Origin of the sequence: Xanthomonas hyacinthi (genome assembly GCF_009769165.1) — a bacterium.
Lineage (GTDB): Bacteria > Pseudomonadota > Gammaproteobacteria > Xanthomonadales > Xanthomonadaceae > Xanthomonas_A > Xanthomonas_A hyacinthi.
Genome location: NZ_CP043476.1, coordinates 542,736 through 561,463, shown reverse-complemented (window position 1 = coordinate 561,463; position 18,728 = coordinate 542,736). Strand labels below are relative to the sequence as shown.

The 18,728-nt window shown below is 67.1% G+C and carries 15 protein-coding genes and 1 tRNA gene; 14 read left to right on the top strand and 2 right to left on the bottom strand.

Features of this window, described 5'->3' with window-relative positions:
* Position 1 precedes the first annotated feature (1 nt).
* The 14 genes from nuoI to pnp all read left to right on the top strand — a co-directional run bounded on the left by nuoI (position 2) and on the right by pnp (position 16,536).
* A complete protein-coding gene (gene nuoI, locus FZ025_RS02540) occupies positions 2-490 on the top strand; it encodes an NADH-quinone oxidoreductase subunit NuoI (protein ID WP_046980156.1) in 489 nt (162 codons plus the stop codon).
* 9 nt (positions 491-499) lie between these two features.
* Positions 500-1,150 (top strand): NADH-quinone oxidoreductase subunit J, encoded by a 651-nt coding sequence (locus FZ025_RS02535; protein WP_046980157.1) that lies wholly within the window; start codon positions 500-502, stop codon positions 1,148-1,150.
* On the top strand, positions 1,147-1,452 hold the full coding sequence (nuoK, locus tag FZ025_RS02530; RefSeq protein WP_046980158.1) for an NADH-quinone oxidoreductase subunit NuoK: 306 nt from the start codon (positions 1,147-1,149) through the stop codon (positions 1,450-1,452). Before FZ025_RS02535 ends, nuoK begins: the two co-directional genes overlap by 4 nt.
* Positions 1,453-1,459: 7 nt before the next feature.
* Positions 1,460-3,628: an NADH-quinone oxidoreductase subunit L gene (gene nuoL / locus FZ025_RS02525; RefSeq protein WP_046980159.1), complete on the top strand. Its 2,169-nt coding sequence runs from the start codon at positions 1,460-1,462 to the stop codon at positions 3,626-3,628.
* Between the two features lie 20 nt (positions 3,629-3,648).
* Entirely contained in the window at positions 3,649-5,151 is a 1,503-nt protein-coding gene (locus tag FZ025_RS02520) for an NADH-quinone oxidoreductase subunit M (protein WP_046980160.1), read from the top strand.
* A gap of 37 nt (positions 5,152-5,188) precedes the next feature.
* Positions 5,189-6,664: an NADH-quinone oxidoreductase subunit NuoN gene (gene nuoN / locus FZ025_RS02515; protein WP_046980164.1), complete on the top strand. Its 1,476-nt coding sequence runs from the start codon at positions 5,189-5,191 to the stop codon at positions 6,662-6,664.
* Between the two features lie 211 nt (positions 6,665-6,875).
* Positions 6,876-6,952 (top strand) — tRNA-Met (locus tag FZ025_RS02510).
* Positions 6,953-7,157: 205 nt separating this feature from the next.
* Entirely contained in the window at positions 7,158-7,763 is a 606-nt protein-coding gene (rimP, locus tag FZ025_RS02505) for a ribosome maturation factor RimP (protein ID WP_046980161.1), read from the top strand.
* Complete coding sequence (nusA, locus tag FZ025_RS02500; RefSeq protein WP_046980162.1) at positions 7,760-9,271, top strand: transcription termination factor NusA; 1,512 nt, start codon at positions 7,760-7,762, stop codon at positions 9,269-9,271. The genes rimP and nusA overlap by 4 nt, the downstream gene beginning before the upstream one ends.
* 95 nt (positions 9,272-9,366) lie before the next feature.
* Positions 9,367-12,072, top strand: a complete 2,706-nt coding sequence (gene infB / locus FZ025_RS02495; protein ID WP_104558668.1) for a translation initiation factor IF-2 — start codon at positions 9,367-9,369, stop codon at positions 12,070-12,072.
* 115 nt (positions 12,073-12,187) lie between these two features.
* On the top strand, positions 12,188-12,595 hold the full coding sequence (gene rbfA, locus FZ025_RS02490) for a 30S ribosome-binding factor RbfA (RefSeq protein ID WP_104558667.1): 408 nt from the start codon (positions 12,188-12,190) through the stop codon (positions 12,593-12,595).
* Positions 12,596-12,861: 266 nt separating this feature from the next.
* A complete protein-coding gene (truB, locus tag FZ025_RS02485) occupies positions 12,862-13,788 on the top strand; it encodes a tRNA pseudouridine(55) synthase TruB (protein WP_104558666.1) in 927 nt (308 codons plus the stop codon).
* Positions 13,789-14,002: 214 nt separating this feature from the next.
* Complete coding sequence (rpsO, locus tag FZ025_RS02480; protein WP_104558665.1) at positions 14,003-14,263, top strand: 30S ribosomal protein S15; 261 nt, start codon at positions 14,003-14,005, stop codon at positions 14,261-14,263.
* Between the two features lie 164 nt (positions 14,264-14,427).
* On the top strand, positions 14,428-16,536 hold the full coding sequence (gene pnp / locus FZ025_RS02475) for a polyribonucleotide nucleotidyltransferase (RefSeq protein ID WP_104558664.1): 2,109 nt from the start codon (positions 14,428-14,430) through the stop codon (positions 16,534-16,536).
* 247 nt (positions 16,537-16,783) lie between these two features.
* Here pnp and FZ025_RS02470 read toward each other — a convergent pair whose 3' ends face one another.
* Together FZ025_RS02470 and FZ025_RS02465 are read right to left on the bottom strand one after the other, a co-directional pair.
* The gene (locus FZ025_RS02470) at positions 16,784-18,157 is read right to left on the bottom strand and encodes a sensor domain-containing phosphodiesterase (protein ID WP_104558663.1); all 1,374 of its coding nucleotides are present in this window, start codon (positions 18,155-18,157) and stop codon (positions 16,784-16,786) included.
* A gap of 119 nt (positions 18,158-18,276) precedes the next feature.
* Positions 18,277-18,594 (bottom strand): DUF3175 domain-containing protein, encoded by a 318-nt coding sequence (locus FZ025_RS02465; protein ID WP_046977816.1) that lies wholly within the window; start codon positions 18,592-18,594, stop codon positions 18,277-18,279.
* Positions 18,595-18,728: the final 134 nt, after the last annotated feature.

Sequence of the window (18,728 nt, the reverse complement as noted above, 5' to 3'; positions counted from 1 at the left end):
GATGAATAAAGTCACCCATTATTTCAAGAGCCTGCTGTTGCTCGAGCTGCTCGGCGGCCTGTGGCTGACCCTGAAGTACGCGTTCCGTCCCAAGTACACCGTGCTGTACCCGATGGAGAAGTTCCCGCAGTCGGTGCGCTTCCGCGGCCTGCACGCGCTGCGCCGCTATCCCAACGGCGAGGAACGCTGCATCGCCTGCAAGCTGTGCGAGGCGGTATGCCCGGCACTGGCGATCACCATCGATTCGGCCAAGCGCGAGGACGGCACCCGCCGCACCACGCGCTACGACATCGACCTGTTCAAGTGCATCTACTGCGGTTTCTGCGAGGAAAGCTGTCCGGTGGACTCGATCGTGGAAACCCACGTGCTCGAGTATCACTTCGAGAACCGCGGCGAGAACATCGTCACCAAGCCGCAGCTGCTGGCGATCGGAGACCGGCTCGAAGCCGAGATCGCCGAGCGCCGCGCCGCCGACGCCGCCTTCCGCTGAGGTCCTGAAATGGATTGGGTAAATATCGCTTTCTGGATCTTCGCCACCGTCGCCGCGGTCTCCGCCGGCGCGGTGATCAGCGTGCGCAACTCCGTGTATGCGGTGCTGTGCCTGATCCTGACCTTCTTCTCGATCGCCTGCGTGTGGCTGCTGGTGGGCGCCGAGTTCCTCGGCGTGACCCTGGCGCTGGTCTACGTCGGCGCGGTGATGGTGCTGTTCCTGTTCGTGGTGATGATGCTCGACATCGATACCGCGCGGCTGCGCCAGGGCTGGGTGCGCTACCTGCCGGTCGGGCTGGTGGTGGCGGTGGCGATGCTGGTGCAGATGGTCACCCTGGTCGGGGTCAAGGCGCGCACCGCCGCCCCGTTCCCGGCCGACAACGCCGCCGCGCAGGCCGCCGACACCTCCAACATCACCTGGCTGGCCAAGACCCTGTTCACCCAGTTCCTGCTGCCGTTCGAGTTCGCCGCGATCATCCTGACCGTGGCGGTGGTGGCGGCGGTGATGCTGACCCTGCGCAAGCGCACCGGCATCAAGACCCAGAATCCCGGCGAGCAGGCGCGGGTCAAGGCCGGCGACCGGCTGCGCATCGTCAAGATGGACGCCGAGCAGCCCACGCTGCACACCCCGGCCCCGGCACCGCAGGAGGGCCAGCCATGATCACCCTGGGTCACCTGCTGGCGCTCGGCGCGGTGCTGTTCTGCATCAGCCTGGCCGGCATCTTCCTCAACCGCAAGAACGTCATCGTGCTGCTGATGTCGATCGAGCTGATGCTGCTGTCGGTCAACATCAACTTCGTGGCGTTCTCGCGCCAGCTCGGCGACCCCGCCGGTCAGCTGTTCGTGTTCTTCATCCTGACCGTGGCCGCGGCCGAGGCCGCCATCGGTCTCGCCATCCTGGTCACGCTGTTCCGTACCCGCCACACGATCAACGTGGCCGAAGTCGATTCGCTGAAGGGCTGACCCGTAGATGGAAATCACTCTCTCCAAGAGTCTGCTGATCGCGGTGGTGCTTGCGCCGCTGTTCGGCAGCATCGTCGCCGGCCTGTTCGGTCGCCAGGTCGGCCGCAAGGGCGCCCAGTGCGTCACCATCCTCGGCGTGGCGGTGAGCTGCGCGCTGTCGTGCTGGACCCTGTACCAGCTGGTCGGGCAGGGCGCGGCGCCGTTCAACCAGAACATCTATACCTTCTTCGAGGTCGGCCACTACGCGGCCCACGTCGGCTTCATGGTCGACCGCCTGACCGCGATGATGATGGTGGTGGTGACCTTCGTGTCGCTGCTGGTGCACGTCTACACCATCGGCTACATGGCCGAGGATCCGGGCTACCAGCGTTTCTTCAGCTACATCTCGCTGTTCACCTTCTCGATGCTGAGCCTGGTGATGAGCAACAACTTCCTGCAGCTGTTCTTCGGCTGGGAAGCGGTGGGCCTGGTGTCGTACCTGCTGATCGGGTTCTGGTTCAAGCGCCCGAGCGCGGTGTTCGCCAACATGAAGGCGTTCCTGGTCAACCGTGTCGGCGATTTCGGCTTCATCCTCGGCATCGCCGGCGTGCTGCTGTGGTTCGGCACGCTCGACTACGCCACCGTGTTCGCCAACGCCACCGCGGTGCTCGGCAGCGAGGCGGCCGGCGGCCTGGCCCAGGTGCAGCTGTTCCAGGGCCACCCGTGGAACGTGGCGACGATCATCTGCATCTGCCTGTTCATCGGCGCGATGGGCAAGTCGGCGCAGGTGCCGCTGCACGTGTGGCTGCCCGACTCGATGGAAGGCCCGACCCCGATCTCGGCGCTGATCCACGCCGCGACCATGGTCACCGCCGGCATCTTCATGGTGGCGCGCATGTCGCCGCTGTTCGAGCTGTCGCAGACCGCGCTGGACTTCGTGCTGTTCATCGGCGCCACCACCGCGTTCTTCACCGGCCTGATCGGCATCGTGCAGAACGACATCAAGCGCGTGGTCGCCTATTCGACGCTGTCGCAGCTGGGCTACATGACCGTGGCGCTGGGCGTGTCGGCGTACTCGGCGGCGCTGTTCCACCTGATGACCCACGCCTTCTTCAAGGCGCTACTGTTCCTGGCCGCCGGCTCGGTGATCATCGGCATGCACCACGAGCAGGACATGCGCAAGATGGGCGGCCTGCGCAAGTACATGCCGGTCACCTACTGGACCAGCGTGATCGGCACCCTGGCCCTGGTCGGCACGCCGTTCTTCGCCGGCTTCTACTCCAAGGACACGATCATCGAGGCGGCCGCGCACCATGCGCACGCCTCGCACAGCTGGATCGCGACCTACGGCTACTGGGCGGTGCTCGGCGGCGTGCTGATCACCAGCTTCTACAGCTTCCGCCTGCTGTTCCTGACCTTCCACGGCAAGGAACGCTTCCGCGACGCGCACCCGGCGCACGCGCACCACGACAGCGCGCATGCCGACGCCCACGCCACGCATGCGCATGACGAGCACGCGCACGACGACCACGACGACCACGACCACGGCCATGGCCACGGCGCGCACGAGCCGCACGAGTCGCCGTGGGTGGTGACGGTGCCGCTGGTGCTGCTGGCGATCCCGTCGATCGCCATCGGCTTCTTCACCATCGGCCCGATGCTGTTCGGTACCGACTGGGCCGGGCACCACACCGCGGCGGCGATCAAGGGCCAGGCGCTGGGCTTCTTCAGCGGCATCGTCGATTTCTACACCCCGGCGCGCGATACGGTCGGCGCGCTGGCCGAGGAATTCCACGGCCCGGTCGGGTTCGCGCTGCACGGCCTGACCCAGCCGCCGTTCTTCCTGACGCTGGCCGGCTTCGCCCTGGCCTGGATCCTGTACCTGTGGAAGCCGGAACTGGCGGCGAAGGCGCGCAAGACGTTCTCGCTGCCGGTGTGGATCCTTGAGAACAAGTACGGTTTCGACAAGCTCTGGATCAACGGCTTCGCCGGCGCCGGTCTCGGCCTCGGCAAGGTCTCGCGTGCGGTGGATACGCATGTCGTGGACGGCGTCATGGTCAACGGCACCGCGCGCGTGATCGACCTGGCGGCCAATCTGCTGCGTCGCACGCAATCCGGTTTTCTCTATCACTACGCCTTCGCGATGATCATCGGCCTCATTGCCCTGTTGGGCGTGCTGATGCATTTCTGGCGTTGACCTGTACGGAATAAGAACACGTGTCGAACTGGCCCCTACTGACTCTCCTGATCTGGCTGCCGATCCTCGGCGGCGCGCTGATCCTCGCGTTGCGCGACGCCAAGGCGGCGCGCTGGGCGTCGCTGCTGGTCGCGTTGCTGACCTTCGCGCTGAGCCTGCCGCTGCTCACCGGTTTCGACTACGCCAGCGACGCGCTGCAGTTCGTCGAGACCCATGCGTGGATCCCTGCCTACGACATCGGCTACAACCTCGGCGTCGATGGCATCGCGATCGCGCTGATCGTGCTGACCACGCTGGTCACGGTGCTGGCGCTGATCGGCGCCTGGACCTCGATCGAAAAGCGGGTCAACCAGTACGTGGCCGCGTTCCTGATCCTGGAAGGCGTCACCGTCGGCATCTTCGCCGCCACCGACGCGATGCTGTTCTACGTGTTCTTCGAGGCGATGCTGATCCCGATGTTCCTGATCATCGGCATCTGGGGCGGCCCGCGCCGCATCTACGCCGCGGTCAAGTTCTTCCTGTACACCTTCCTCGGCTCGGTGCTGATGCTGGTCGGGTTGATCTACCTGTACCTGAAGGGCGGCAGCTTCCAGCTCGCCGACCTGTACCAGCTGTCGCTGACCTCCAGGGAGCAGACCTGGCTGTTCTTCGCGTTCCTGATCGCGTTCGCGGTCAAGGTGCCGATGTTCCCGGTGCACACCTGGCTGCCGGACGCACACGTCGAGGCGCCGACCGCCGGTTCGGTGATCCTGGCCGCGATCGCGTTGAAGATCGGCGGCTACGGCTTCCTGCGCTTCAACCTGCCGATCCTGCCCGACGCCAGCAACGAATGGGCCTGGCTGGTGATCGCGCTGTCGCTGATCGCGGTGATCTACGTCGGCCTGGTCGCGCTGGTGCAGGACGACATGAAGAAGCTGATCGCATATTCGTCGATCGCGCACATGGGCTTCGTCACCCTCGGCACCTTCGTCGCCTTCGCCCTGGTTGGCTTCGGCAGCACCGACGCGGCGCGGCTCGGCCTGCAGGGCGCGATGGTGCAGATGATCTCGCACGGCTTCGTGTCCGGCGCGATGTTCTCCTGCGTCGGCGTGCTCTACGACCGCATGCATACCCGCCGCATCGCCGACTACGGCGGCGTGGCCAACGTGATGCCGTGGTTCGCCGCGTTCGCGATGCTGTTCTTCATGGCCAACGCCGGCCTGCCGGGCACCAGCGGCTTCGTCGGCGAGTTCATGGTGATCATGGCCAGCTTCCAGGCGCACCCGCTGCTCGCCTTCGCCGCGGCGACCACTCTGGTGATCACCGCCGCCTATACCCTGTGGCTGTACCGGCGCGTGTTCTTCGGCGAAGTGGCCAATGCGCACGTGGCCGAGCTGAAGGACATCAACCGCCGTGAGGCGCTGGTGCTGGGCGTGTTCGCGGTGGGCGTGCTGGTCCTGGGCCTGTATCCGAAGCCGCTGACCGACCTGATGGAACCCTCGATCGCAAAGCTGGCGGCGCAGATCGCCACCAGCAAGCTGTAATCGGGCCGTCGAGCGAAATGATTCCAGAGAGTTGATGATGACCACCCCTGCGCTACTGCCCCTGACCGCCGTCGACCTGCCGCCCCTGCTCCCCGAGCTGGTGCTGACCGCCGGCGCCTTCGCCCTGCTGATGCTCGATCTGTTCGTCAGCGAGCGCAACAAGGCCTGGACCCATATCGTCTCGGTGGCGATCCTGGTCGCGGTGTTCGCGATGCTGCTCGCCGGCGTGGGCGGGCAGGGCGCGGTGTTCAACGGCATGTTCGTGCGCGACGCCGCCGCCGACGTGATGAAGACGGTGATCGTCGGCCTCAGCGCGCTGACCCTGATCTACGGCTGGAGCTACCTGCGCGAGCGCAAGCTGTACCAGGGCGAGATCCCGGTGCTGGTGCTGTTCGCCACGGTCGGCATGATGATCCTGGTCTCGGCCGGCAGCCTGCTGATGGTGTACCTGGGCCTGGAACTGCTGGCGCTGTGCTCGTACGCGCTGGTCGCGTCGAACCGCGACAACGGCATGGCCACCGAGGCGGCGATGAAATACATCGTGCTCGGCTCGCTGGCCTCGGGCCTGCTGCTGTACGGCATGTCGCTGATCTACGGCGCCACCGGCACGCTGAGCCTGACCGGCATCCATGAGGCGATCGGTTCCAGCCAGGAGCGCACCCTGCTGCTGACCGGCACCATCTTCATGATCGCCGGCCTGGCGTTCAAGCTCGGCGCCGCACCGTTCCACATGTGGCTGCCCGACGTGTACCAGGGCGCGCCGGCGCCGATCGCGCTGTTCATCAGCTCGGCGTCGAAGCTGGCCGCGTTCGGCATGGCCTACCGGCTGCTGGAAGTGGGCCTCGGCCCGCTGGCCGAGCAGTGGCACTGGGTGGTCGGCGGCCTGGCCGCGCTGTCGCTGCTGGTCGGCAACCTGATGGCGCTGGCGCAGAGCAACCTCAAGCGCATGCTGGCGTATTCGACCGTCTCGCACATCGGCTTCCTGCTGCTCGGCGTGGCCGGCGGCGGCGAGCGCGGCTATGCGGCGGCGCTGTTCTATGCGATCTGTTATTCGCTGATGTCCACCGCTTCGTTCGGCGCGATCATCGCGATGTCGCGCAAGGGCTTCGAGGCCGAGCACATCGACGACTTCAAGGGCCTGAACGCGCGCAACCCGTGGATGGCGCTGCTGGTGCTGTGCATCATGGCCTCGCTGGCCGGCGTGCCGCCGTTCCTGGGCTTCTGGGCCAAGCTGGCGGTGCTCGGCGCGGTGCTCGCGGTGCCGACCGACAACCTGTGGTGGACCGGCCTGGCGATCCTGTCGGTGCTGTGCGCGGTGATCGGCGCGTTCTACTACCTGCGCGTGATCAAGGTGATGTATTTCGACGAGCCGGTCGGCGCGCCGTTGCCGGTCAACGACGACCGCGTGCTCGGCGTGGTGCTCGGGGTCAATGCGCTCGGTCTGTTGGCGCTGGGCCTGGCCTGGAGTCCGCTGATGGCGTGGTGCCAGCGCGCTTTCGCGCAGCTGGCCTGAGCGCGCGCGAAAGCGCTGTTTTCAAGCTGTTTGCGACAACGCCGCCACGATGGCGGCGGTGGCGTTTGTGCATCGATGGATGCGATCGGTCTTCCGCTGTCGGTCGCTTGCGGTTATCATGCCGCGCGAAGTCCGGCGGCATCGCCACCGGGTCGAATGAAAAATCAGGGCTTGCAATCATCGCGCTGGTTCTTCATAATTCCGCTTCTGCTGCGGGGTGGAGCAGTCTGGCAGCTCGTCGGGCTCATAACCCGAAGGTCGCAGGTTCAAATCCTGCCCCCGCTACCATATTTGTCTACGGCGGCAACCAGTTCAGCGGTTGCCTGCGGTAGGGAAATCTGGGCTTCGCGAAGACGCATGTTCCCGTCTTCGCAACCGGAATCCAGCGTTACCGGAGTCGTACCGGATAAGGGGCCCAACGGGCCCTTCGTCGTTTCCGGGGTCCGGAAAAACCGCCAGGACCGAATTCATTCATTCAGATGCAAGGCAGGCTGTGAGCGACAAGGCAAACGAAATCGCGAATCTGCTGGGCCCGACCGTGGACGCGTTGGGGCTGGAACTGCTGGGGGCGGAATACCTGCCGGCCCCGGGCGGCGCCACACTGCGCCTGTATATCGACGTGCCGCTGGCCGAACAGCCCGAGCGCATCGTCAACATCGACGATTGCGAGCGGGTCAGCCGCGAAGTGTCGGCGCAGCTGGACGTGGAAGATCCGATCAGCGGCAACTACACGCTGGAAGTGTCCTCGCCGGGCGTGGACCGTCCGCTGTTCAGCGCCGCGCAGTTCGCGCGCCACCAGGGCGAGTCGGCCAAGGTGGTGTTGAAGCTGCCGCAACAGGGCCGTCGGCGCCTGCAGGGGCGCATCGCCCAGGCGGACGTGGACGCCGGCCGCATCGTGTTCGAGGTCGACGGCGCCGAACTGGCGGTGGACTTCGACAATATCGACAAGGCGCGGATCCTGCCCGACTGGGCGGCACTGGGCCTGGCCCCGACCAAGCCGGGCAAGGCCCCCAAGCCGGCCGGCAAGACCGCAAAACCCAATAAGAAACCATCCAACGAACCGGCAGCCGACAAGGCTGCGCGCGGAGCGAAAGAATGAGCAAGGAACTGTTGCTGGTAGTCGACGCGGTCGCCAACGAAAAAGGCGTGCCGCGCGAAGTGATCTTCGACGCGATCGAGGCCGCCTTGGCCTCGGCGGCGAAGAAGCGCTACCCCGATCAGGACGTGCTGACGCGCGTCACCATCGATCACAAGGACGGCAATTACGAAACCTACCGCCGCTGGGAAGTGGTGGCCGACGACGTGGTGATGGAATCGCCGGACCGGCAGATCCGTCTGATGGACGCGGTCGACGAAGCCGAGGGCGTGGACGTCGGCGATTACATCGAAGAGCAGATCGAGAATCCGGATTTCGGGCGCATCGCCGCGCAGGCCGCCAAGCAGGTGATCGTGCAGCGCGTGCGCGAGGCCGAGCGCCAGCAGGTGGTGGACGCGTGGAAGGACCGCATCGGCGAGCTGGTCACCGGCGTGGTCAAGCGCGCCGAGCGCGGCAACATCTATGTCGATCTGGGCGGCAATGCCGAGGCCTTCATTCCCAAGGACAAGGGCATCCCGCGCGACGTGCTGCGCGCCGGCGACCGCGTGCGCGGCTACCTGGCCGAAGTGCGTTCGGAGCCGCGCGGCCCGCAGCTGTTCATCAGCCGCGCCGCGCCGGAATTCATGATCGAGCTGTTCAAGCTGGAAGTGCCGGAAGTGGGCCAGGGCCTGGTCGAGATCAAGGCCTGCGCGCGCGATCCGGGCGACCGCGCCAAGATCGCGGTGCTGGCGCACGACACCCGCACCGATCCGATCGGCGCCTGCATCGGCATGCGCGGTTCGCGCGTGCAGGCGGTGTCCAACGAGCTCAACGGCGAGCGCGTGGACATCGTGCTGTGGAACGACAACCCGGCCAACTTCGTCATCAACGCGATGGCGCCGGCCGAGGTGCAGTCGATCATCGTCGATGAGGAAAAGCACGCGATGGACTTGGCGGTGGCCGAAGACCGGCTGGCGCAGGCGATCGGCAAGGGCGGCCAGAACGTGCGCCTGGCCAGCCGCCTGACCGGGTGGCAGCTCAACGTGATGACCGCCGAGCAGGTCGCGGCCAAGTCCGAGGCCGAGCAGAACGTCGCCCGCCAGCTGTTCATGGACAAGCTGGAAGTGGACGAGGAAATCGCCGCGATCCTGGTCGCCGAGGGGTTCAACTCGGTCGAGGAAATCGCCTACGTGCCGGTCGGCGAATTGCTTGCGGTGGAAGGCTTCGACGAGGACATCGTCGAGGAGCTGCGGGCCCGCGCGCGCGATGCGTTGCTCAACGAGGCGCTGGCCGCCGAGGAAAGCGACGACAGCGGCGTGCCGGCGGCGGATTTGCTGTCGCTGGAAGGCATGGACGAGGCCACCGCCTACGCGCTGGCCAGCCATGGTGTGCGTACCAGTGAGGACCTGTCGGATCTGGCTGCCGACGAAATCCTCGAATTCGGCATCGAGGATCTGGACCAGGAGCGCGCCGCTGCGCTCATCCTGGCGGCCCGTGCCGAGGAGATCGCCCGATTGGAACGCGGCGAATGAGTCAGCGATGAATGCCGCCCTGAACCGATCAGGGCTTAGAATCCGCGCTACCTTCGCACGCGGCGAGGGGGCGCCAACCAGATCATAGGACCCGAATGTCGCAGCAAACCACCATCCGCAAGCTGGCCGAACTGGTGAATACGCCGGTCGATAAACTGCTGGTTCAACTGGCCGAGGCCGGAATGAAGTTCAGCGGTCCCGACCAGGTCGTGACCAGTACCGAAAAGATGAAGCTGCTCGGCTTCCTGCGCCGTACCCACGGCAAGGCCGACAAGCCGGTCGAGGAAGAAGCCCAGGCCGCGCCGAAGAAGATCACCCTGAACCGGCGCAAGCTGCAGGAAGTGACGGTCAGCGCCGGACGCAGCAAGACCACGGTCAACGTCGAGGTCCGACAGAAGCGCACCTACGTGAAGACGGCCGAGGATCTGGCCGCCGAGCGCGCGGGGATGGCCGCGGGCGGACGGGTGGATGACGAGCGCGCCGAGATCCTGCGCAAGCTGGAAGCCTCCAAACAGCGCAATCTGGCCGAACAGCAGAAGCTCGCCGAGCAGGACCGTGCGCGCGCCGAGGAAATCGAGCGCAAGCGCCAGGCCGAGCAGGATGCGCGCGACCGCGTGGAAGCCGAGCGCAAGGCCGCGCAGGCCGCGTTGCAAGCCGAGTCGGCGGCGCCGGCCGCTGCCGCCACGCCTGCGTCCGCTGCCACGCCGAATGCCGGTGCCGGCACCGGTGCCGCCGCGCCGCGCGCGCCGCGTCCGGCCAGCGCGCCGCACCATCCGCCGAAGCCGGCCGCGCCGCGCAGCGACGACCGCAACGCCGGCAACAAGCACAAGACCCGCGGCTCGCACGTGATGGTCGCCGGGGTCGAGGACGACGACAGCACCAGTCGCTTCGCCGGCCAGCTGCACCTGTCCGCGGCCGATCGCGCGCGCCGTTCCAACGTGCGCGGCAAGCCGCGCGGCGGCAACAGCGGCGGCCGTCGCCAGCCCGAGCCCTCGCGCAGCGGCGGCGGCGCGCATGGCTTCGAGCGTCCGACCGCGCCGGTGGTGCGCGAAGTGGCGATCGGCGAGACGATCACCGTGGCCGACCTTGCGCAGAAGCTCGCGCTGAAGGGCGGCGACGTGGTCAAGGCGCTGTTCAAGATGGGCGTGATGGCCACCATCACCCAGTCCATCGACCACGATACCGCCGCGCTGATCACCGAAGAGCTCGGCCACAAGCCGGTGCGCGCGGGCAGTGCCGACGCCGAGGACGCGCTGCTGGCGCACACCGAGGACGAGCAGGGCGAGAAGCGCTCGCGGCCGCCGGTGGTCACCATCATGGGTCACGTCGATCACGGCAAGACCTCGCTGCTGGACTACATCCGCCGCACCAAGGTCGCCTCTGGCGAAGCCGGCGGCATCACCCAGCACATCGGCGCGTACCACGTCGAAACCGATCGCGGCGTCATCAGCTTCCTGGACACCCCGGGCCATGCGGCCTTCACCTCGATGCGCGCGCGCGGCGCCAAGCTGACCGACATCGTGGTGCTGGTGGTGGCGGCCGACGATGGCGTGATGCCGCAGACGATCGAGGCGGTCAAGCACGCCAAGGCGGCCGGCGTGCCGCTGATCGTGGCGGTCAACAAGATCGACAAGTCCGGCGCCGATCCGCTGCGGGTCAAGAACGAGCTGCTCTCGCAGGACGTGGTCGCCGAGGAATTCGGCGGCGACACCCAGTTCGTCGAAGTCTCGGCCAAGACCGGCGCGGGCATCGACACGCTGCTCGACGCGATCTCGCTGCAGGCCGAAGTGCTGGAACTGAAGGCGGTATTCGATGGCCGCGCCAGCGGCGTGGTGATCGAATCCTCGCTGGACAAGGGCCGCGGCCCGGTGGCGACGGTGCTGGTGCAGCAGGGCAGCCTGAAGCGCGGCGACTACCTGGTGTGCGGCGTGCAGTACGGCCGCGTGCGTGCGCTGTTCGACGAGACCGGCGGGCAGCCGGCCGAGGCCGGTCCGTCGATCCCGGTGCAGGTGCTGGGCCTGTCCGGCGTGCCGGATGCCGGCGACGACTTCGTCGTGGTCGACGACGAGCGCCTGGCCAAGGACGTGGCGCAGCAGCGCGAAACCAAGCGCCGCGAGTCGCGCCTGGTGTCCTCGGCGGGCAGCCGCATGGAAGACATCATGTCGCAGCTCGGCAAGGGCGAAGGTCAGCTGTCGCTGAACCTGGTGATCAAGGCCGACGTGCAGGGGTCGGTGGAAGCACTGAAGCAGTCGCTGGTGGCCCTGTCCAACGAGCAGATCCGCATCAACGTGATCCATTCGGGCGTCGGCGGCATCACCGAGTCCGATGCGAACTCGGCGCTGGCCTCCAAGGCCACGGTGATCGGCTTCAATGTGCGTGCGGACGCTTCGGCGCGGCGCATCATCGAAACCAACGGCGTGGACCTGCGCTACTTCTCGATCATCTACGACGTGATCGACCAGGTGAAGCAGGTGGCCTCCGGTCTGCTCGGCGTGGAAATCCGCGAAGAGATCATCGGTACCGCGCAGGTGCGCGACGTGTTCCGCAGTTCCAAGTTCGGCGCGGTCGCCGGCTGCATGGTGGTGGAGGGCGTGGTCAAGCGCAACAAGCCGATCCGCGTGCTGCGCGACAACACCGTGGTGTTCGAGGGCGAGCTGGAATCGCTGCGCCGCTTCAAGGAGAACGTCGACGAGGTGCGCAACGGCACCGAGTGCGGCATCGGCGTGAAGGCCTACAACGACGTCAAGCCGGGCGACCAGATCGAGTGCTTCGAGCGCATCGAAGTGCAGCGCACGCTGTAAGTAGCCGGGAATCGGGAATCGGGAATCGGGATTGGGAAAAGCGGCAGGCTGGGTCAGCTGCGCTTTTCCCAGTCCGTTTACTGGTTCCGAGTCCCGAATAGAGAGATCCCGGACCATGGCAACAAAATCCTTTCACCGTACCGATCGTGTTTCCGCGCAGATCCGCCGCGACCTGGGCACGATCGTGCATTCGGCCGTGCGCGATCACGGCCTGCCGTCGGTCAGCGTTTCCGACGTCGAGGTCACCCGCGACCTGGCCCATGCCAAGGTGTTCGTCACCGCGCTGCTGCCCGAGCGCTCGGTCGAGGCGGTCAAGGGCCTGAAAGAACTGGCGCCGCAACTGCGCAGCGAACTGGCGCGGGCGATGAAGCTGCGCCACGTGCCCGAACTGCATTTCCACTACGACGATTCGGTCGACCGCGGCGAACGCATCGACAACCTGCTGCGCGACATGCCGGAACTGCAGCAGTCGGAAGACGCCGATGGCGACAGCGACGGCGACGCGGTCCCGCCGAAAGTCTGAGTCGTTGCTGCCGGTGCGACTGCATCGGCGCCGTGCTCCGCGTCGAGCGCACTGCAAGCCCCACTCGTATTCGCGTCGGCCCGTACTCCGCAGCCTTGCCTGCGCAGCCGACCGATCTTTCGGCATCGGTTTGTTTTCCATCCTGGTCTGCAGCGATCGCAGGCCTTACCGTTCGATTCCCGATTCCCGATTTCCGATTTCCGATTCCCGAATCCCGAATCCCGAATCCCGAATCCCGAATCCCGAATCCCCCAGCTTCCAACCCCATGCCCGTCTTCGGCCCCCGCCTGCCCCGCATCTCCTTCCGCCGCCTCGACGGCATCGTGCTGCTCGACAAACCGGCCGGCATGAGTTCCAACGCGGCGCTGCAGGCGGCGCGGCGGCTGTTCCGCGCCGAGAAGGGCGGCCACACCGGCAGCCTGGACCCGCTGGCCACCGGCCTGCTGCCGCTGTGCTTCGGCGAGGCGACCAAGCTGGCCGGGCTGCTGCTGGGCTCGGCCAAGGCCTACGAGGCGCAGATCGTGCTCGGCGTGAGCACCGACAGCGACGATGCCGACGGCGCGGTGCTGCGCACCCGGCCGGTGCCGCCGATCGATGCGGCGACCCTGCAGGCGGCGCTGGCGCCGCTGCGCGGACGCATCCGCCAGCGCGCGCCGATCTATTCGGCGCTCAAGCAGGGCGGCGAGCCGCTGTACGCGAAGGCGCGCCGCGGCGAAGCGATCGAGGCGCCGGAGCGCGAGGTCGAGGTGCACGCCATCGACGTGCTCGCCCACGCAGGCGAGCGCCTGCGCCTGCACGTGGCCTGCGGCTCGGGCACCTATATCCGCAGCCTGGCCCGCGACCTGGGCGAGGCGCTGGGCTGCGGCGCGCATATCGCCGGGCTGCGGCGCTTGTGGGTGGAGCCGTTCCGCGCGCCGCAGATGGCGACCCTGGAGCGGCTGCAGCAGCTGGCCGCGCAGGACCCGGCGGCGCTGGAGGCGCTGCTGCTGCCGCTGGCCGCCGGCCTGGCCGATTTCCCGCCGCTGCGCCTGGACCATGCTGCGGCGCAGCGTTTCCGCATGGGCCAGCGCCTGCGCGATGCCGCCTGGGCGCCGGGTGCGGTCGCGGTGTTCGGCGCCGACGACGTGCCGCTGGGGCTGGGCCAGGTCGACGCCAGCGGGCTGCTGGCGCCGCAGCGCATGTTCAACCTCTGATCCGCAGCCCTGCCGGGCGCCGTGCGCGGGCAGTCCCGGCGCCGGCCTGGCCGTGACGCGGCGTTAACGCCTTGTTCGCCAGGGCGGGGACCGGTACACTTCCGCGGCCTTTATGGCATCCCTGCGCTCCGGCGCAATCCTTCGCAATCGGCGAGCCAGGCGGTGCGTCATCCGCACGTTCCTGCCGGCCCCGCATCTTCAGAGAAAACACATCATGTCCGTCGACACCCAGAAAGTCATCGAAGAAAACAAGCGCGGCGCCGCCGACACCGGCTCCCCGGAAGTGCAGGTGGCCCTGCTGACCGCGCGCATCGAGCTGCTGACCGGCCACTTCAAGACCCACAAGAAGGACCACCACAGCCGCCGCGGCCTGCTGCAGATGGTCAACCGCCGCCGCAGCCTGCTCGACTATCTGAAGAAGAAGGATGGCGAGCGCTACAAGGCGCTGATCGAGAAGCTCGGCCTGCGTCGCTGAGGCAACGAACCCGACCGCGGCGCAGTGATGCGCCGCGGTTTTGTTTTGGGTAGTACCGCGGCCCGGGGAATGCTCCGCACCGCCGGCCGGATCCTCCCGGCCACCCGCCAGCGGCATGGGCCGCCAGCGGTCCATTCGAAGACAGCATCATCCAAGGAAACCCCGTGGCAAAAATCACCAAAACCTTCCAGTACGGCAAGCACACCGTCACCCTCGAAACCGGCGAGATCGCCCGCCAGGCCGGCGGCGCCGTCATCGTCAAGATGGACGACACCGTACTGCTGGTCACCGCCGTCGCCGCCAAGAGCGCGCGCGAAGGCCAGGACTTCTTCCCGCTGACGGTCGACTATCAGGAGAAGTTCTACGCCGGCGGCCGCATCCCCGGCGGCTTCTTCAAGCGCGAGGGCCGTGCGACCGAGAAGGAGACGCTGATTTCGCGTCTGATCGACCGTCCGATCCGTCCGCTGTTCCCGGAGGACTACAAGAACGAAGTGCAGATCATCGCCACGGTGATGTCGATGAACCCGGACATCGACGGCGACATCGCCGCGCTGATCGGCGCCTCGGCCGCGCTGTCGCTGGCCGGCACCCCGTTCAACGGCCCGATCGGCGCCGCCAAGGTCGGTTACAAGAACGGCGAATACATCCTCAACCCGACCATCACCGAGCTGAAGGATTCGCAGCTGGAGCTGGTCGTGGCCGGTACCGCCAACGCGGTGCTGATGGTCGAATCCGAAGCGGCGCTGCTGTCCGAAGAAGTGATGCTGGGCGCGGTCACGTTCGGTCATCGCGAGCTGCAGAAGGTCATCAACATCATCAACGAGCTGACCGTCGAAGCCGGCACCAAGCCGTCGGACTGGGTCGCCCCGGCGAAGAACGAAGGCATGATCGCGGCGCTGAAGGAAGCGGTCGGCGATCAGCTGGCCTCGGCGTTCCAGGTGCGCGACAAGCTGCAGCGCCGCGACGCGATCTCGGCGATCAAGAAGGACGTGCTGGCGCAGTTGGCGCCGCGCGCCCCCGTCGAAGGCTGGGTCGTGGCCGACCTGTCCAAGGAATTCGGCGAGCTGGAATACCAGACCATGCGCGGCTCGGTGCTGAGCACCAAGGTGCGCATCGACGGCCGTGCGCTGGACACGGTGCGTCCGATCAGCGTCAAGGCCGGCGTGCTGCCGCGGACCCACGGCTCGGCGCTGTTCACCCGCGGCGAGACCCAGGCGATCGTGATCACCACGCTGGGCACCGCCCGCGACGGCCAGGTGATCGACGCGGTCAGCGGCGAGTACAAGGAAAACTTCCTGTTCCACTACAACTTCCCCCCCTACTCGGTGGGCGAGTGCGGCCGCTTCGGCGCGCCGAAGCGTCGCGAGATCGGCCACGGCCGCCTCGCCAAGCGCGGCGTGCTGGCAGTGATGCCGAGCATGGAAGAGTTCCCGTACACGATCCGCGTGGTCTCGGAAATCACCGAGTCCAACGGTTCCTCGTCGATGGCCTCGGTGTGCGGCAGCTCGCTGGCGCTGATGGACGCCGGCGTGCCGATCAAGGCGCCGGTCGCGGGCATCGCGATGGGCCTGGTCAAGGAAGGCGAGGACTTCGTGGTGCTGTCGGACATCCTGGGCGATGAAGATCACCTGGGCGACATGGACTTCAAGGTCGCCGGTACCGCCGAAGGCGTGTCCGCGCTGCAGATGGACATCAAGATCGAAGGCATCACCGAAGAGATCATGAAGCAGGCCCTGGCGCAGGCCAAGGCCGGCCGCCTGCACATCCTCGGCGAGATGGCCAGTGCGCTGACCAGCCCGCGTTCGGAGCTGAGCGACTACGCGCCGCGCCTGCTGACGATCAAGATCCACCCGGACAAGATCCGCGAAGTGATCGGCAAGGGCGGCTCGACCATCCAGGCGATCACCAAGGAAACCGGCACCCAGATCGACATCCAGGACGACGGCACCATCGTCATCGCCTCGGTCAACGCGATCGCCGCGCAGGCCGCCAAGGCGCGCATCGAGCAGATCACCTCGGACGTGGAGCCGGGCCGCATCTACGAAGGCAAGGTCGCCAAGATCATGGACTTCGGTGCGTTCGTCACCATCCTGCCGGGCAAGGACGGCCTGGTGCACGTGTCGCAGATCTCCAGCGACCGCGTCGAGAAGGTCAGCGACGTGTTGAAGGAAGGCGATCTGGTCAAGGTCAAGGTGCTGGAAGTGGACAAGCAGGGCCGCATCCGCCTGTCGATGAAGGCCGTGGAGGAAGGCGAGGGCGTGACGGCCGAATAAGCCGTCGGCGTCCAGCGCTGCACCAAGGAAAAAGCGGGCTTCGGCCCGCTTTTTTCATTGTGGCGCTGGGGCGGGGTGTGCGAGTTGGCTCGGCGATCGAGATACGTAAGAGGCGAGGAACATTGTGGGAGCGACTTCAGGCGCGACGGGCTTTACCGGGAATGCCCGTCGCGGCTGAAGTCGCTCCACAACACTGCGTCAGCTGGAACACCTCGGCCGAAATGCCCTGGCGAGGCTTGCAGCGGACTCAGGCCGGATCGTCGTCGATCGCCGGATAGCGCGCCAGGTGCGCCGACAGCGGCCCCGGATGCGCCAGCTGGTAGCCTTGCCCGTAGCGCGCGCCAAGCGCCTGCAGCGTCGCCAGCTCGCTCTCGGTCTCGATGCCTTCGACGATCACGCCGGCGTCGGTCTCCGCGGCAAAGGACAGGATCGCCAGCGCCAGCCGCTGGCGCCGCGGTTCGGCGTCGATGCCGCGGGTCAGGGTCAGGTCCAGCTTGATGATGTCCGGCGACAGGTGCAGCAGGTGGCGCAGGCTGGCGAAGCCGGTGCCGGCGTCGTCCAGGGCGATGCGCAGGCCCTGCCGCTGCAGCGCGCCGATATGCTCGGACAGGCGCGGGTAATCCGGCGCCTGCAACTGCTCGGTGATCTCCAGCACCACCCGCGACAGGTCGTGGCCATGCAGCAGCGCCTCCAGCTGCGGGTGCAGCAGGGTCTGCGCGGAGACGTTGATCGCCAGGTACAGCGGCGCCGGCAGCTGCGCCAGCAATTGCAGCGCCTTGCGCGCTGCGGCCAGCTCCAGCTCCAGCGCCAGCCCGACCCTGCTCGCGTCGTCGAACCAGCGCAGCGGCGGCAGGCCGGGGTTGGATGGGAACCGCGACAAGGCCTCCACGCCGACGATGCGCTGCGTGGCCAGCGCCAGCACCGGTTGCGTCACGATCTGCAGGCGCTCGTTGGCGATGACCTCGCGGATCCGCGTGGCGATCGCCGCCTTCTCGCGGAATGCGTGCTTCTCCGCGTTCTGGCGGCGCGCGATGTCGGTCTGCAGCGCGGCGCGGTCCATCGCCAGCGCCAGGGTCGCGCCGACCAGGGTCGCCAGCATCTCCAGCGTGCGCACGTCCTGCGCGGTGTAGCTGCAGGGGTAGCGCGACATCACCTTGAGCACGCCGATGCCGCGATCGCCATAACTGAGCGGCACCACCAGCATCGAACGCAGGCCGACCTTGCGGCAGGCGTCCAGATTGACCCGCGGGTCTTGTTCCGAATCGTCGCACTGCAGCACCTGGCCGCTGCGCATGCACAGCCCGGACAGGCTGCCGTCGCTGGGCAGGCGCAGGCCCAGGTGCTGTTCGGCGATGCCGCTGGCCGACCAGTACAGCATGTCGTTGCCATCGCGCATCTCCACCACCGCGCCGGTGGAGCGGGTCAGTTCCTGCGCGCGGCGGGTCACCACATCGACCACCTGCAGCGGGTCGCTGCCGGCGGCGGCGATCTCGCCCTGGGCCAGGATGATCCGCGACAACAGCAACGCATCCTCGCTCATCGCCGAGGCAACCGGGCCACGCTCGGCAGTGGCATCGGCAGGGCGCTGGACCCAGTCCGAAACGTCGGGTTGCTTGATCATGCGCGGATCATGCGCCCATGCTTCGGCGCAGGGCAATCGGAATGCGCCTGCGTTCCGCTGGCGGAGCACGCAATTGCCGCATGCATCACGCTGCGCCGCTGCACGCCGAAGCGCAGCATTCAACCTGCCGCGCCGCCCTTGCGCGGTTTTCCGTACAGGCTGCGCAGCTCGTCCTTGGCCTGCTCCAGCACTTCGCGGCGCTGCGCCGGCAGCTGCTTGCCGGCGCGATTGATGTAGAACGTCAGCATCGACATCGCGGAGCGGTAGGGGCCGGTACGGCGCCGCGCGCTCTGGTCGGCGGAGTGCTTGAGCGAACGCGCGATGGACACCGGGTCGTCGCGTTCGAACACGCTGGGCGTGAGTTCCAGCGCATCGCTGCTCTCGGTGACGCGCTGGCCCCAGTGGGCGGTGGAAATATTCGAGCTGCTATGTGCCATCGGTGATGCTCCTTGGCTGGTAAAGAAGTGGAGATGGAGTCAACGCAGGATCGCCGCGCCGCCGATGGCGGGCGGATGGAGCAGGGAAAGGGGAAGCGATTTGCCAGCGCCTGCGCCGCGCTGGTGCGAGCCGC